The sequence below is a fragment of the Pseudomonas sp. GM80 genome (assembly GCF_000282515.1).
In the GTDB taxonomy this organism is placed as follows: domain Bacteria; phylum Pseudomonadota; class Gammaproteobacteria; order Pseudomonadales; family Pseudomonadaceae; genus Aquipseudomonas.
On sequence record NZ_AKJD01000018.1, the window covers coordinates 1 to 15,285 of the forward strand.

Below are 15,285 nucleotides of genomic sequence, written 5' to 3' on the forward strand. Positions count from 1 at the left end.
GCGGCGGCGTGGCGCCCGCCAAGGCTTCGGCAAACTGGCCAACGCCACCTTCCACCAGCAGACGCCGGGTCAGCTTCACCAGATCCTCTGGGGCGATATCGCGCACCCATTCGCCCTGGCACTGCTGCGGCAAGCCTTGCTGGCGACGCTCGGCGAGATAACGGTTGTAGCCGGCGGCATAACCCTCGACCAGATCACGCACCTGAGCGGTTTGCGCCTGCCAGAACGTCTGGACGGCCTCAGGGGTATTGAGCCATGTGAAGAACACATCACTGACGCGATTCTCGCGCTCTTCGACGGTGAATTGATCGGGGCCGAAATAACGTGAACGCTGGCCATTGACCGTAACGATTTCATTGGCCAGCAGGCAAAGGTTGTCCTGTGCGTAGGCATAGCCGATGCCAAAACCCAGGCCACGCTCATTTTCTGCACGGATGTGCGGAACACCAAAACCGGTGCGGCGGATATCGGCATGGGCCTCAGAGGCTGGACTGAAGGCATGCGCCGACAGACTCAGTCCGAAAAACATACTGGCAAGGGTCAGCCGTGTTAACTGCCTGGAAATAATCACGCTCGCTCCTGATCGAAATACCGAGGAGCGGATCTGACCTTGCCACGCGAATGGGACGGCAGCGGATCCGCTCTGGAAACACCCACGCGTCCACGCGCAATGAGCCTGTCCAAGAAACGAAACCGGAGAAAAAAATTTAGCCCGATAAAGGGCAATCTCGAGCAGTGAAAACGTGAAAAAGACGAAATGGCGACGAATTTTCTACATTTTTTCTTTCATGATTTGCCGAGCTGATACGTCTTGTTTAGAGAGAGCAAAAAAACCTTTGCCGATCAGGCCCTGAAAAGGAGTAATCGCATGTACAACTCGCAACTACCAACGGAAGGTAGCCAGGCGCCACAAGGAGCTTCCATGAGCCCGCACGCGAGCGATTTCGGACAACGCGTGGAACGTCACGGCAACGAACGTATCCGGTTGCTGCTGAAAAGTTTTGGTCTGCGCACCAGCCTGATTCGCCTGAAAGTCATCGACGCCTTGCTGGTCGCGGCACAAACCGACCGTCGTCTGGGCGTTCGCGGTGTGCACAGCCAGTTGCTGGACCTGGACATCCCGCTGTCGTTTCTCAGTGTGCGCGAAGTCCTCAAGCGCCTGTGCGCCGAAGGCGTCATTACGTTCAATGCGGACAAGAGCTACAGCCTGCATCCACAGGCCGCGGCCCTTCTCACTGAGTAAAACCTGCTGCGATTGCCGTCAGGATTTGACCTTGCGGCGCAGCACGGCATTGATAATCACCACGACCACTGCAACCCCGATGGCGATGTACTGGAACATTTTCTCGGTGATCATTCCCGCGTTTTGCAGCCAGGACAGGCCGAGCATGATCAGCAGCACGGACACGGCGATCACAATCGAATAAATCAAGCGTTGCTTGTGGGTCATTGCGGGTTCCTGAAACGTTTGAATGTATCTGGTTTGTATCCGCTTGCATGCCATGCGCATACCGTTTCACGGGGATGCGCTGCAACAAACGGGGTCTCATGTTACAGCCGATGAAGAGTTTTGGCTTCATGACGGCTTAACCATGAGGATTTTTGAAATGCTGCGTCGAATCACCTGGCTGATTCCCGTTCTCGCCCTGCTGACCCTGAGTGGCTGCATCATCTTCCCCCACGGCGGCTGGCACGGCGATCACCATCGTTATTACCAGGGTGGCCCTGGCTATTACCAACATCGATAGAACAGGATTGTTCGCCCCGCCTCCCAGCCATTGAATGCCTGAGGCGAGGAATACACCGCCGATCCACCTCCTCCCAATGCCCGCCTCTGCGCGGGCATTTCTGTTTCTGCGCAACGGCGCCGTTCAACCCGGTTAAATACGCTGCAAGCATTTGAAATCTAATGTCGCAGCAAACCGTTAGGCTCTCTGAGCCTCTGCACCTAGTCTCCAGCAAGCTTTCTCGACTTGCTAACAAGGACGCCCATGCAGAGAACTCTAATCAATATCCGGCCCGCGAAACTCATCGGTTTCTGCCTGGCCCTTACAGGATTCGAGCTGCTGACCTATCTGGCCAGTGACATGATCATGCCGGCAATGCTGGCCATAACAGATGAATTCGAAGCCGATCCACGGCACGTTCCGAACGCGTTCAATCTCTACCTGATCGGCGGTGTCTGCCTGCAATGGCTGATTGGCCCGCTGTCCGATCGGCTGGGGCGTCGACGCTTGCTCTTGAGCGGATGCGCGCTGTTCAGTGTCGCCTGCATCGCCGCCGTCACGACGCGGCATATTGAAACATTCAACCTGCTGCGCCTGGTCCAGGGCATGGGGCTGGGCTTCGTCGTGGCGGTCAGCTATCCAGCCCTGCAAGAAGTGTTCTGCGAAGCCGACGCCGTGCGCCTGATGGCGTTGCTCGGTAACGTCGCGCTGCTGTCACCGTTGCTGGGGCCGTTATTCGGCAGCCTGTTGCTGGAATGGCTGACCTGGAGAGAGCTGTTCTATAGCCTGGGCCTGGCGGCAGCCGGTATCTGGCTCGGACTGTACGTCTGCATGCCGGAAACAGTGGGCGTGGCGCGCCGTGATGGCCAGCAACTGGCGCCAGCCGCTCTGTGCTGGCGGCAAACGTGCCAGCGTTATGGGGCGCTGCTGAGCAATCGCCGATTCCTCTGCGCAAGCCTCGCACTCGGCCTGATGAGCCTGCCATTGATTGCCTGGATCGGGCTCTCGCCTTTATTGCTGATTCAGTTGCAGGGCCTGACTCCGCGAGCCTATGGCCTGTGGCAAATTCCGATCTTTTCGGGCGTCATCGCCGGCAATCTGGTATTGGCCCGCTTGCTCGTCAACCACACCCTGTCCAGCTTGATTCGTCTTGCCCTGTGGCCATTCTGCATCGGTCTTGCAGGGCTCATCGCCTGCGCATTGCTGACCACTGACGCTGGACCAGTGGTTGCCAGCCTGACGTTGTATTGCGTCGGGCTGGGCATCAGCAACGCCGCACTTTTTCGCTTGGCCCTGTTTGCAAGTGATGACGGCAAAGGCCTGGTCAGCGCCACCATCGGCATGCTCTCGATTGCCGTGATGGGCGCTGGCGGCCTTGTCATTGCGGCTAACGGCGGCGGCACTCGCCTTGAGCACTTCGCGTTGTGGGCAGCCTTTGGCGGTCTGCTGTGCCTGCCGTTCCTCTACGGGTTCTTGAAGGGTACCGACACCCCCGGAACTCAATCTCGATAAAGGAATATTGATGACCTGTTTCCCTTTCAGTGATGCGCTTTGCGCGTTACCGCACCCCTATTGCCCGGATTCAGTACCTGACGGTCTGTTTGACCAGGCCATGGCCGAAATCAGCCGGTTTCATTGCCAACAGACCCCTGACTACGAACGCTGGCTGAACGCTAACGGTCTCGCCATACAAGACCTGGAGCAGATGAAGGACTGGTCGCTGTTGCCTCCGATCTTTGCCAACTTCTTCAAGCAACGACTGCTGTCGAGCAGCACCGGGAAGGATGCACTCGAGCTCACCTCTTCCGGAACCACCGGCGAGAAAAGCCGTCTGCGCTACGACAACCGGAGCATGACCGCCGCGCAGTTCATGGTCGAACGCATTTTCGATCATTACCACTGGAATACCCCAGATACCCCCTGCAATTACCTGCTGCTGAGCTACGAACCTGAAGGCCGAATCACCCTAGGGACGTCGTATACCGACCAGTTTCTCTGTCGTTTTGCCCCCATCAATCGCCTGGTTTACGGACTGCGCCTCACCGGAGACGGGCATGAGTTCGACGTGTTCGGTGTGATTGCCGCGTTGCAGTCCTTCGCCGAAGAAGGCCTGCCGGTGCGAATTTTCGGTTTTCCGGCTTTTTTGTGGCACGCCCTCGAACGAATGCGCGACACAGGGGTGGCCGATGTCCAGTTGCCGGCACGGTCGCTGGTGTTTTTCGGTGGAGGCTGGAAAACCCAGGCGGCACGACAAATCCCCAAATCAACACTGTATGCCCGCATTCACCAGCAATTGGGCATTGAAACGGCGTCCTGTCGCGATGGCTACGGCGCGGTGGAGCACCCCGTGCCTTACATAGAATGTGCCCGCCATCATTTTCACGTGCCGGTCTATTCGAAAGCGTACGTGCGCAATCCTGCAGATTTTTCCGTTTTGCCTTACGGCCAGAAAGGGCTCTTGGGCTTCGTCTCGCCCTACATCTCGTCCAGCCCTGCGCATGCAGTGGTGATGAGTGATCTGGCGACATTACATCCCGGTCAGCACTGCGGTTGCGGGCTGACCAGCGACTGGTTCGAGCTGCACGGTCGTGCAGGCACTGACACTGGTAGAAGCTGTGCCATGGCGGCAGCCGAACTGCTCGGAGGGCATTGATATGTACTTGATTGCAGGGAATCTGCACACCGACATCCATTTCGACGAAGCGCTGGGCCTTCTATACCCACAGCTTCCGCAGTACCTGGGCACAGCGCTGACAAGTGCAACGGTGATCGACGCCGCCGCACAGTTCGCTGAACACCTGCACAACACCTCTTTGGCGGTGGAACTGGAGGCTGAACAATGTCAGGCGTTGAGCGACTTCTGCCATCCCGATGCATTACGCGCCAAGCTTGAACGCGAACTGGGCGACCATCCTGATTCGTTGCGGCGGTTTGATTATTGCCAACCCCGCTTTGAACGCTGGAGCCCCCTTGGGCTGGTGGTGCACATCACGCCATCCAACGCGCCGCTGTTGGCATTCTGTGCGGTGCTTGAAAGCCTGCTGGCCGGCAATATCAATTGGTTGCGTCCCAGCAGCAGTGATCAGGGGCTGACCGCGCGGTTACTCCAGGCCCTGGTGCAGTGCGATCCAAGTGGACAACTGGCGCACTACATCGCGGTAATACCGGTCAGCACCGAGCATATCGCCCGGCTGTGCAAACACGCCAACGGGGTGGCTGCCTGGGGTGGGGAATCGGCCCTGCAGGCTATCCGCCGGCAAATTCCGGCCGGATGTCGCTGGATCGATTGGGGCCATCGCATCAGCTTCGTCTACATGACGCCCGATGCCGCCAACACGCAGGCACTGGAGGCGGTGGCGGATGAAGTTTGCCGCCTCGATCAGCAAGCCTGCTCCAGCCCGCAATGGCTACTGATAGACAGTGATGACGCGGATGTTTTGCGTGACATCGGCGCACGCCTGGCGGCGGCGTTCGAACGCCGTACCGGGCAGTGGCCCGCGCTGGTCCCGACGCTGCAAGAAGCTTCGCAGATCACCACCGATACCCAGATGGTGCGCTTGGCACAGAGTTTTTCCGGACAAACCGGCCATGTCTGGAATGCACCGGGCTGGCGAGTGATCTGGGCGCATGACCGGCAACTCAGGCCCTCGCCACTGTTTCGCAGCGTACTGCTCAAACCCGTGCCTCGCGCATTGCTCACCCAGACCTTGCACACCTGGCGCAACGTCTTGCAGAGCTGCGCGCTGATCTGCAATGAACTGCAGACCGCAGCGCTTGCGCAATCACTGATCAGTGCCGGCGTCACACGCATTGCCCCGATCAACGGCATCCACGACGGCTATGACGGGGAACCCCATGACGGCGTCTACGCGCTACAGCGATTGTGTCGACGCGTGTCAGTCAGTTTGTCCGCGACCACGCTGCCCTTTCACGCCACCCTCGACGGCCCTACCACGTCTGCGCCGCCCGGCAATCGACCGATCATGAGCAAAGAGGCGTTTATCAACCAAGCGGTACAACCGACAGCCCGGCTGTTTTTCCGCTCGGGAGGCAGTAGCGGCACCCCGACACTGTCGGGCTACAGCTACCGCGACTTTGAGCGCCAGATGCGCGCCACTGCTGACGGATTATTGGCCGCCGGACTCGATCCGACCTGCGATCGGGTGATGAATCTGTTCTTCAGTGGTGGGCTGTACGGCGGCTTTTTCAGCTTCGCCAAAGTCCTGGAATTGATGGGCGCGACGCATTTGCCAATGGGTACCACCGCCGATGAAGACTACCGTGAAATCGCGCAGCTGATCATTGATCAGCGGGTGACGGTGCTGATGGGCATGCCGAGTACCCTGCATCGACTGTTTCTCAACGAGCACGAACGACTGCGCGCCTACGGCGCTATCAGCAAGGTATTTCTCGGCGGTGAACATCTCAGCGAACACAGTCGCGAATTACTGCACAGTTGCGGCGTCTCCAGCATTCGTTCGGCGATTTATGGCAGCGTCGACGCCGGCCCGCTGGGCCACGCCTGCAAAGCGAGCGGGGACGGCGTGTTTCATCTGATGAGCGATATTCAGCAACTGGAAATCGTCGCGTTCGATGAGGACACCCCTGTCATCGGCAATGAGATCGGTCGACTGTTGTTCACCTCCAGAGCCCGGGAAGGTCAGCGCGTTGAACGTTACGACGTGGGCGATAGCGGTCGCTGGGTACCCGGTTCCTGCAACTGTGGCCTGCCCTCCCCGCGATTCGAACTGTTGCAGCGCCACGGCAAGTTGATCCGCATCGGCACCGACTTCATCTGTTTGAATGAATTGGCCGAGCACCTGCATTGCCCTTTCCAACTGCTGCTCGACCACACACCCGAGGGTGTCGAGCGCATGCGTGTGCGCTGTGAACACTCGCCCACTGATGTTCGAGCGCGACTGTCGAACTACGCAACGTTGGCGACCGCCAATGCAAGCGGGCTGTTGGTTATAGACGTTGAAGTCTGTGCGATCGAACAGTTCACGCGAAACAGACACAGCGGCAAAACGCCCCTTCTGATTGATTCGCGGCGATGACGCGCGACGCAGATCACCCTTGACAATAATTAGAGAAAAAACCGTGACCACTGACCACCCTCTGAATGAGTTGATCACCTTCGCTCATCGGCATTCCGATTTTTACTGCCAACACCTTTCGGGCGCGGCCGCGCCTATGACGTTGCTCAGCGAACTGCCAGTGCTCGACCCGGCCGAATATTGGCGTCACAGCGACAACCTTGATCAATGGCCTGTATTGACCGGGCGGATCGAGCAGGCATTGATTTTCAAGACCGGCGGATCAACCAGCGCCGGCAAACTGTCGGTCTATACCCGCGAGGAATGGCGAACACTGGTCAGCGACTTCGGCAAGAGTCTGACGCCACAATTCAAGCCCGGTGACCGGGTTGCCAATCTGTTCTTTGCCGGCGACCTGTATGCAAGCTTTCTGTTCATCCACGGCGCCTTGGCAAACGTCGCCGAGGACATCAGCGAGTTCCCTTTCACCGGTGACGTCGATGCCGAAGTCCTGGCGCAAGCCATTGTTCGCCACCGAATCAACGTACTCGCTGGCGTACCCGCGCATTTGCTGACCTTCGCCAGCCTGTTGAACCGCCGGGGCCAAGCTCTCAACGGCGTCGACACGATACTGTACGGCGGAGAAAGCCTGTTCGCCTCGCAACGCCAGATGCTCCGCCAGGTATTCCCCGCCGCCCGGATCACTTCCATCGGCTACGCCAGCGTCGACGCCGGATTTATTGGCGCCAGCCACCGTGACTGCGCAGACGGCGAACATCGCATGCCGGACGCTCACGCCGTGCTGGAAATCATTGACGAGCAATCGGGGGAAGTCATTAACGACTGCGATCGCACGGGCATGCTGGTGTTGACCAACCTCACGCGCCGATTGATGCCGTTGATTCGTTATCCCGTGGGCGATCGCGCCTGTTGGCGGGAGCCCGCCGGCACAGCGATGCGCAAATTTGCGCTCAAGGGGCGAAGCGCCAACAGCCAGCAGGTACGGGTCGGGACGCTGTCCCTGAGCCCTGTCGAAATCGGCGAAATCGTCCAGCACTCGGTCGGTTGCGATGACTGGCAACTGGTGATCGAACAGAGGGTTCACAAGGATGTATTGACCCTGAAATGGGTACCGCGTGAATTTTCCCGTGCCTGCACCAACGACGAGCAAACCCTTCAACTCGCCCTGATCAAACAGTACCCGCTGATCGATCAACTGCAGGCCGATCAGCGTCTGGATCTGCACGTACAGTGCTGCCGGACAGATGATCTGCAGCGTCACCCGCGCTCAGGCAAATGCCTGCGGTTCCTCGACCGGCGCGACTATGGCCCTGGTGCGATAGAGTACACGTGATGGAGCCACCGATCCTGCGCAACTATCGCCAATCCGATGCGGCAGCTGTCAGCCAGCTGTTTCGCCAAGTGTACGGTGACCGCTACGTTCAACCGCATGTCTATCTGCCCCGCATGATCAGCCAGAATCATACTGACAACCGCTGGCATTCTTTAGTCGCGGAGGTGGATGAACAGATACTCGGGCACGCTACGCTGTTACGCGACATTACGGCACACAGCGCCGAACTGGCGTTGAGCGTCGTTCACCCGCAAACCCGCGGCCAAAATATTGCGACTCGCCTGGGCGAGCGATTATTGAACCATGCTCAGGCACTGGGGTGTCGCTATGTATCGATCAAACAGGTGACTCACCATCCCTATACGCAGCGCATGGCGATCAACCTTGGCTTTCAAAGCACCGGGCTATTGCCAGACTATGTGCCTTCACCGTTCGGCGAGTCTGGGCCGGAAACGATCGTCATCGGGGTCCGCCCCGTTGACGGCAACCGTTGCCCTCTGCCACAGCAGCGCTGGCCCGCGAGCTGCGCGGATCTCATGCAACATTTGAGCAGCGTGTTCGGCACGCAAGAGCGCACTTTTCACTGGCGCGGCGCAGCGATTCAAATCGATCAACAGGCCAATCGTTATGACATGGTGCTGAAGACACTCGGCCATGGCTTGCTCAAACAGTTGCGCGACTTGCCTGCACATTGGCTGGTGTCGATCCGGCTCAGACTGTCCCGGCGATTTGCCCATGACCTGAGCAGGTTGGCCGCCATCGGTTTCATATTCACCGGGCTCGCCCCCGGCAACGGTGACTATCGTGGTTGGCTGGCGCTGTTTCATCGAGGCTTCAGTCGAAGAACACTGCAACTGCAATGCCCACTCATGCAGCGCCTGCATGAAGAGGCCCAGCACAATATCGCAGGATGACGGAACGCAAAAATGGCCCGTAGCGCAGGCATACGGGCCATTGTCGGGTCTTATGCTTTGGCGCGGATACCCTGGTCCGTCGGCGCCGTCTGGCCATTGCCCATGCCATAGTTCTTGAGGTTCTGCAGTACGTAAATGGCTTTCTTGTACTCCGGGATCAAGCCATTGGCGTATTTGTCACCCCTGATATTGTTGGTCTGGATCGTGTCCAGTTGAGTGGCAAAGTATTCCAGCGCATTGAATTTTGCATCAGGGTCTTTCTGCACGCCGAAACGGTCGAACTTGTCACCGGCATTGAGCAGCGTCATTGCCGTCAGGTCAGAAATCAGGCCTTTGGAGCGCAGGAATGTACTCAAGTTACCCAGCTGTTTCGCCGAGACGTTTTCCGGATCGAACCCCTTGATGTTCTTGTGCAGTTTCTGCTTGTCCATCTCGACGGTGTTCAGAGCATTCGGATCGTTGCCGACCAGGGCCAGCATCTGTTTGACCTTGGCACTCTGCGAAACCGGTTTGCCACGGGTGCCTGTGTCCTGAACCAGCAAACCTGCCTTGCTCTGCCAGGCTCCGGTGTAACCGATAGTCATGAGCGAGCTCCTTGGAAGGCGGGCATAAAAAACTCCTTGGTGACAGACATAAGTGAGCGCGAGTATCGGCGGGCAAACTGATGGCACCAACCTTTTTGTGCGTCTTTTTACAATTCTTGTACATTCACGATACAAATAGCCGCCCCCCCGTAAACAAGGCTTTACAGGGCAGCTGAAAACATAAAATAAATAGATCTGCAGCTCTAACGTACGAGCTGGTTAGTTCTTTGTAACAGGACGGATACTGACCTTTTGTCAATTGGCCGCCATCTTGGACGAAAGTACCTAAAGCTTCCGCTCGCGCCGACGATAGCTTGGGATACCCGCACTGTTTCTGACCTGCCCCTCACAATAAAAATCGCAACGAAAGGACCGGTTTCCATGCCCGCATTCCGCACCATTCAGGCTCGCTATACGCTGTTTCTGGTTCTGTTCATCCTTGTGTTGTCGGTGTTGACCGTCGCTGGTATCAGCCAGTTGGTCGCGCCAAAGTTGCGGCATACCGAAGAGCAAGTGGTGCTCAACCGCATCGCCGAAGTCGCCGAACAGATTCAGGGCGAATTGAACAAGGTTCAGTCACAACAACGCAGCATCACCCAGACCATCCCGCTGCTCGACAGTGCCGCGATCGACACGGTATTGCCGGGGCTGGTGGATCAGTACGGTGAGCTGAAGGTTTTTGGTGGCGGGATCTGGCCATTGCCGGGCCAGCGTGAAGCCGGGCGCAATAAATTCAGCACCTTCTGGCACCGCGACGCCTCGGGCAAGCTGGCGGTGAACACCTTCTGGAACAGCGACGCAGCGCCCAACTATTACGACCAGAGCTGGTACAAGGGCGGCATGGCCACGCCACGCGGTCAGTGCGCCTGGGCCGCCGCCTATAAAGACGACGCCAGCGCCGAGCCGCGCACCAACTGCGCAATGGCGATCCAGAAAAATGGCAGTGCCTGGGGCGTGTCGACCATTGACGTGACCCTCGGATTCTTCAACGACCTGGTCGCCCGCAAGGAAAAAGACCTCAACGCCGAGATGCTCATCGTCGAGGCCGACGGCAAGATCATCAGCAACAGCTCGCGCATCAGCGGCCCGATCGTACTGAAGAACATCAATGAACTGGCCGGCAGCTCGACCTTCGCCAGCCAGATCAAAACCGGCCTGCAAAATCGCGAGCAGGCACAACGCGTCGAGTTCGACAATAACGGTCAGGACAGCACCTTCTTCATGCGCCCGATCGAAGGCACGCCCTGGTTCCTCGCCACCGCCCTGCCGACCAAGATGCTCACCGCGCAGCGTGACGATGTACTCAGCACTCTGAGTCTGTTGCAGATTCCGCTAGTGATTCTGCTGGTACTGCTGCAAGTCTACGCAATCCGCCAGTTGATCCAGCGCATGAAAGCGCTGAAGGCCAATATCGACCTGCTCTCCAGCGGCGATGCCGACCTGACTAAACGCATCACCATTCGCGCCGAAGATGAACTCGGCGCGATTGGCCATTCGATCAACGCCTTCATCACCTACTTGCAAAACATGATTGGCGAAGTCACCCAGGCCACTGGCGCCATGGCGTCGAGCCTCGACAACCTGCAACGCACCTCGGCACACACCAGCCAGATTCTGCTGCGTCATGCTTCGGAAACCGATCAGACCGTTACCGCCATCACCGAGATGAGCTCGACGGCAGACAGCGTTGCGCAAAACGCCGCCGAAACCGCAGCGTTCACTCAGCGCGCCAACGAAAACGCCGACCGCTCGCGGGTTGTCGTCGGCGAAGCAACCAACAGCGTGGTGGCGCTGATCGACGAAGTCGCCAGCGCGACGCACAAAGTTGAAAACATGCAACAGGACGCCCAGCGCATTACCGAGATTCTCGGCGTGATCGGTGCGATTGCCGGCCAGACCAACTTGCTCGCGCTTAACGCGGCGATTGAAGCCGCGCGCGCCGGTGAGCAGGGTCGCGGCTTTGCCGTGGTCGCTGATGAAGTGCGCGCCCTCGCCGCCCGGACCCAGGCCAGTACCTCGGAAATCAACGAGATGCTGACCCGCCTGACCCAAGGCGTGAGTTCCTCGGTCGCGGCCATGGAGAACACTCAGGCCAGTTGCCAATCGGCGGCCGACGCCACGGCACGAGTCAATTCGGGCCTGGATGAAATGGCCGGTTCGGTCAGCCACATCAACAGCCTCAGCACACAGATCGCCACCGCCGCCGAACAGCAAAGCGCCGTGACCGAGGAGATCAACCGCAGCATGGTGCAGATCCGCCACATGGTCGACGAATTGGTGCAGAGCGGCCAGGCCAGCGAACTCAACACTCGCCAGTTGCTCGAAGCCAACAGCCGCGTCAGCGCGATCATGGGCCGCTTCAAAGTCCGCTAACCCAAGCTTCAAAGTCCGCTAACCCAAACCCTGTAGGAGCTGCCGCAGGCTGCGATCTGTTGATCTGGATTTTAAAAGATCAACATCAACAGATCGCAGCCTGCGGCAGCGCCTACAGGGTGGAGCCTTACCGATTTGTCATCTTGCGCTCAGGGTTTTGTCAGGGTTGATCTACGATCATCCTGCCAGCCTGTCTTGTAGCAACTGGAAACACTCCGTTGATGCCGGGCAGGAAAAACCGGTCAAAATACGCTCCTTTTTGACCGCCAACCGAGTCGAGATCCCGTCATGCGAACCTCTCTGCGTCTGGTCGCCCTGAGCGCCCTGTTCATCTCCTCCCTGGCCCAGGCCGCCGACCTGATCCCGATCGAAGTCCATCGCGACGCCAATTGCGGCTGCTGCAAAAAGTGGATCAGTCATCTCGAAGCCAACGGCTTCAAAGTTGAAGACCATGTCGAAAGCGACATGGCCAGCTTCAAACAGCAACACGGCGTGCCACCGCGTCTGGCGTCGTGCCACACCGCTATCATCAATGGCAAATTCGTCGAAGGCCATGTGCCGGCTGAGCAAGTGCTGGCACTGAGCAAGCGCGATGACTTGTTGGGCGTTGCCGCCCCGGGCATGCCGATGGGTTCGCCGGGCATGGAAATGGACGGCATGAGCGATGCCTATCAGGTCATCGGCCTTAAAAAGGATGGCGCTGATGTGGTGGTGGCGGACTACCCGGCTCATTGATGGGCGCTGCGTATTTCGGGCTGTTCCTGGCCGCGTTCGGCGCGGCAACATTGTTGCCGTTGCAGTCCGAGGCGTTGCTGGTCGGCTTGATTGTCAGTGATGGTTACTGGTTGTGGGGCTTGCTGGCGGTGGCGACCCTGGGCAACGTGCTCGGTTCGCTGGTCAATTGGTGGTTGGGCCGGGGCATCGAACGGTTCCAGGATCGGCGCTGGTTTCCGGTCAGCCCCAGGCACATGGCGCAGGCGCGCAAGCACTATCTACGTTACGGCCACTGGTCGTTGCTACTCAGCTGGCTACCGATCATTGGCGACCCGCTGACGCTGATCGCCGGGGTCATGCGCGAGCCGCTCGGACGTTTCCTGCTGATTGTCACTCTCGCCAAAGGTGCACGTTATGGCGTGCTGGCCATGCTGACCCTTGGCTGGCTCGGTTGAACCATCAGCTACCCCCATTGCCTGTGTTTAACGTCACCGTAATCCAGCCGTTCCAGCATCGGCCGATTTTCATGGAGTTTGCCCTTATGACCGTCACGCGTTCCCGCTGGCTTCCCGGCCTCTTCCTCAGCGCTGCCCTGCCGCTGTTCGCGCATGCCGCCACCGAGGCAGCGCCTGCCGAGGGCCCGGCCTACGGCCCGGAGCTGCAAGGCTTCGAATACCCTTACACACTTAAACACTTCGCCTTCCAATCTCAGGGCAAATCCCTGCAGATGGGTTACATGGACGTCGCTGCCCACGGCAAGGCCAACGGCCGCACCGTGGTGCTGATGCACGGCAAGAATTTTTGCGCGGCCACTTGGGACAGCTCGATCAAGGCCTTGAGCGAGGCCGGCTTCCGGGTGATTGCGCCGGATCAGATCGGTTTCTGTACTTCCAGCAAACCGGACAACTATCAGTACAGTTTCCAGCAACTGGCGACCAACACCCAGCAGTTGCTCAAGGCGTTGGGCATTCAGAAAGCCACCCTGCTCGGCCATTCCACCGGCGGCATGCTCGCCACCCGTTACGCGCTGCTGTTCCCGGAGCAGGTCGAACAACTGGCACTGGTCAACCCGATCGGCCTGGAAGACTGGAAAGCCCTTGGCGTGCCCTATCGCACGGTCGATCAATGGTATGAGCGCGAACTGAAAGTCAGCGCTCAAGGCATTCGCGACTACGAACGCAGCACTTATTACGACGGCCGCTGGAAACCTGAATTCGACCGCTGGGTCGACATGCTCGCCGGGCTCAGCAAAGGCCCGGGCAAGACTCAAGTCGCGTGGAACTCGGCCCTGATCTACGACATGATTTTCACCCAGCCGGTGTACTACGAGTTCAAGGACTTGAAGATGCCGACCCTGTTGCTGATCGGCACCTCGGACACCACGGCCATTGGCAAGGACCTCGCGCCACCTGAGGTGAAAGCGAAAATCGGCCACTACGACGTGCTCGGCAAACACGTGGCCAAGCTGATCCCGCAATCGACGCTGGTGGAATTTCCCGGCATGGGTCACGCGCCGCAAATGGAAGAGCCGGCGCAGTTCCACAAGGCCTTGCTCGGCTGGCTGAACACAACCAATCCTGTTCGTTGATGAGGTGAAGCTGATGGCGGTGCAGATTGCAGTGATCGATGACTGGCAGGACGTGGCGCGCGACGTGGTCGACTGGTCAGTGCTCGACAGCCTCGGTGAGGTGACGTTCGAGCATGACTATCCGACAGACAACGCGACCCTGGCCAAGCGTTTGGCCAAGTATCAGGTGATTTGCGTGATGCGCGAGCGCACACGCTTTGATGAAGATCTGCTCGAGCGGCTGCCCAATCTCAAGCTGCTGGTCACCGGCGGCATGCGCAATGCGGCGCTGGACATGCAGGCGGCGGCGAAACTTGGCATCAAGGTCTGCGGCACTGACAGCTACAAGCACGCCGCGCCGGAGCTGACCTGGGCACTGATCATGGCGGCAACGCGCAATCTGGTAAACGAAGCCAATTCACTGCGGGCCGGCCAATGGCAGCAAGGCCTTGGCGGTGATCTGCACGGCCGCACGCTGGGCATTCTTGGCCTCGGCAGCATCGGCCAGAAAGTCGCCCAGTTCGGGCAGGTCTTCGGCATGCGGGTGATCGCCTGGAGCGAGAACCTCACGGCTGAGCGGGCCGAACAGGCTGGCGTCAGTTATGTCAGCAAGCAGCAACTGTTCGAACAGGCTGATGTGCTTTCGGTGCATCTGGTGCTCAGCGAGCGCAGTCGCGGACTGGTCGACGCCCAGGCTCTGAACTGGATGAAGCCGACGGCGCTGCTGGTCAACACGGCCCGTGGACCGATCGTCGATGAAGCGGCGCTGATCAAGGCGTTGCAGAAACAGCAGATCGCCGGTGCGGCACTGGATGTCTTCGAGCAGGAGCCGCTACCGGCCCTGCACCCGTTTCGCACACTCGACAACGTATTGGCGACGCCGCACGTGGGGTACGTCAGTCGGCAGAACTATGAGCAGTTCTTTTCGCAGATGACCGAGGATATTCAGGCCTGGGCTGCGGGGGAGCCGATTCGCCTGCTTAATTAATCCGGCCTGCCCCCTGTAGGAGCTGCCG

General features: G+C 58.9%; 15 protein-coding genes. 12 read left to right on the forward strand and 3 right to left on the reverse strand.

Going from position 1 to position 15,285, the window contains the following annotated elements; all coding sequences use genetic code 11:
- On the reverse strand, nucleotides 1–571 hold a 571-nt coding region (locus PMI37_RS02245), incomplete at its 3' end, for a penicillin acylase family protein (RefSeq protein WP_008077619.1).
- Between the two features lie 297 nt (nucleotides 572–868).
- Here PMI37_RS02245 and PMI37_RS02250 point away from each other — a divergent pair.
- Nucleotides 869–1,243: a fe2+ zn2+ uptake regulation protein gene (locus PMI37_RS02250; protein WP_045122940.1), complete on the forward strand. Its 375-nt coding sequence runs from the start codon at nucleotides 869–871 to the stop codon at nucleotides 1,241–1,243.
- Nucleotides 1,244–1,261: 18 nt separating this feature from the next.
- On the opposite strand, the gene PMI37_RS02255 is transcribed toward PMI37_RS02250, so the two are convergent.
- The gene (locus tag PMI37_RS02255) at nucleotides 1,262–1,450 is read right to left on the reverse strand and encodes a hypothetical protein (RefSeq protein WP_008077621.1); all 189 of its coding nucleotides are present in this window, start codon (nucleotides 1,448–1,450) and stop codon (nucleotides 1,262–1,264) included.
- Between the two features lie 157 nt (nucleotides 1,451–1,607).
- Here PMI37_RS02255 and PMI37_RS31995 point away from each other — a divergent pair, with 157 nt between their 5' ends.
- The 6 genes from PMI37_RS31995 (at nucleotide 1,608) to PMI37_RS02280 (ending at nucleotide 9,031) form a co-directional block, all read left to right on the forward strand.
- Complete coding sequence (locus tag PMI37_RS31995; RefSeq protein ID WP_008077622.1) at nucleotides 1,608–1,748, forward strand: hypothetical protein; 141 nt, start codon at nucleotides 1,608–1,610, stop codon at nucleotides 1,746–1,748.
- Nucleotides 1,749–1,991: 243 nt separating this feature from the next.
- On the forward strand, nucleotides 1,992–3,239 hold the full coding sequence (locus PMI37_RS02260; protein ID WP_008077623.1) for an MdfA family multidrug efflux MFS transporter: 1,248 nt from the start codon (nucleotides 1,992–1,994) through the stop codon (nucleotides 3,237–3,239).
- Between the two features lie 10 nt (nucleotides 3,240–3,249).
- Complete coding sequence (locus PMI37_RS02265) at nucleotides 3,250–4,380, forward strand: LuxE/PaaK family acyltransferase (RefSeq protein ID WP_008077625.1); 1,131 nt, start codon at nucleotides 3,250–3,252, stop codon at nucleotides 4,378–4,380.
- A gap of 1 nt (nucleotide 4,381) precedes the next feature.
- On the forward strand, nucleotides 4,382–6,784 hold the full coding sequence (locus PMI37_RS02270; protein WP_008077627.1) for an aldehyde dehydrogenase family protein: 2,403 nt from the start codon (nucleotides 4,382–4,384) through the stop codon (nucleotides 6,782–6,784).
- A 43-nt stretch (nucleotides 6,785–6,827) separates the two neighbouring features.
- Nucleotides 6,828–8,117, forward strand: coding sequence for a phenylacetate--CoA ligase family protein (locus tag PMI37_RS02275; protein ID WP_008077629.1), 1,290 nt, complete (start codon nucleotides 6,828–6,830; stop codon nucleotides 8,115–8,117).
- Entirely contained in the window at nucleotides 8,117–9,031 is a 915-nt protein-coding gene (locus PMI37_RS02280) for a GNAT family N-acetyltransferase (RefSeq protein WP_008077630.1), read from the forward strand. Before PMI37_RS02275 ends, PMI37_RS02280 begins: the two co-directional genes overlap by 1 nt.
- Before the next feature lie 50 nt (nucleotides 9,032–9,081).
- Here PMI37_RS02280 and PMI37_RS02285 read toward each other — a convergent pair whose 3' ends face one another.
- On the reverse strand, nucleotides 9,082–9,615 hold the full coding sequence (locus PMI37_RS02285) for a hypothetical protein (RefSeq protein WP_008077631.1): 534 nt from the start codon (nucleotides 9,613–9,615) through the stop codon (nucleotides 9,082–9,084).
- Nucleotides 9,616–9,996: 381 nt separating this feature from the next.
- Here PMI37_RS02285 and PMI37_RS02290 point away from each other — a divergent pair, with 381 nt between their 5' ends.
- The 5 genes from PMI37_RS02290 (at nucleotide 9,997) to PMI37_RS02310 (ending at nucleotide 15,257) form a co-directional block, all read left to right on the forward strand.
- A complete protein-coding gene (locus PMI37_RS02290) occupies nucleotides 9,997–11,988 on the forward strand; it encodes a methyl-accepting chemotaxis protein (protein WP_008077632.1) in 1,992 nt (663 codons plus the stop codon).
- Nucleotides 11,989–12,276: 288 nt separating this feature from the next.
- Nucleotides 12,277–12,723, forward strand: coding sequence for a DUF411 domain-containing protein (locus PMI37_RS02295; RefSeq protein ID WP_008077633.1), 447 nt, complete (start codon nucleotides 12,277–12,279; stop codon nucleotides 12,721–12,723).
- Complete coding sequence (locus PMI37_RS02300) at nucleotides 12,723–13,157, forward strand: YqaA family protein (protein WP_008077636.1); 435 nt, start codon at nucleotides 12,723–12,725, stop codon at nucleotides 13,155–13,157. The genes PMI37_RS02295 and PMI37_RS02300 overlap by 1 nt, the downstream gene beginning before the upstream one ends.
- 86 nt (nucleotides 13,158–13,243) lie before the next feature.
- Complete coding sequence (locus tag PMI37_RS02305) at nucleotides 13,244–14,290, forward strand: alpha/beta fold hydrolase (protein ID WP_008077638.1); 1,047 nt, start codon at nucleotides 13,244–13,246, stop codon at nucleotides 14,288–14,290.
- 13 nt (nucleotides 14,291–14,303) lie between these two features.
- On the forward strand, nucleotides 14,304–15,257 hold the full coding sequence (locus PMI37_RS02310; protein WP_008077639.1) for a D-2-hydroxyacid dehydrogenase family protein: 954 nt from the start codon (nucleotides 14,304–14,306) through the stop codon (nucleotides 15,255–15,257).
- Nucleotides 15,258–15,285: the final 28 nt, after the last annotated feature.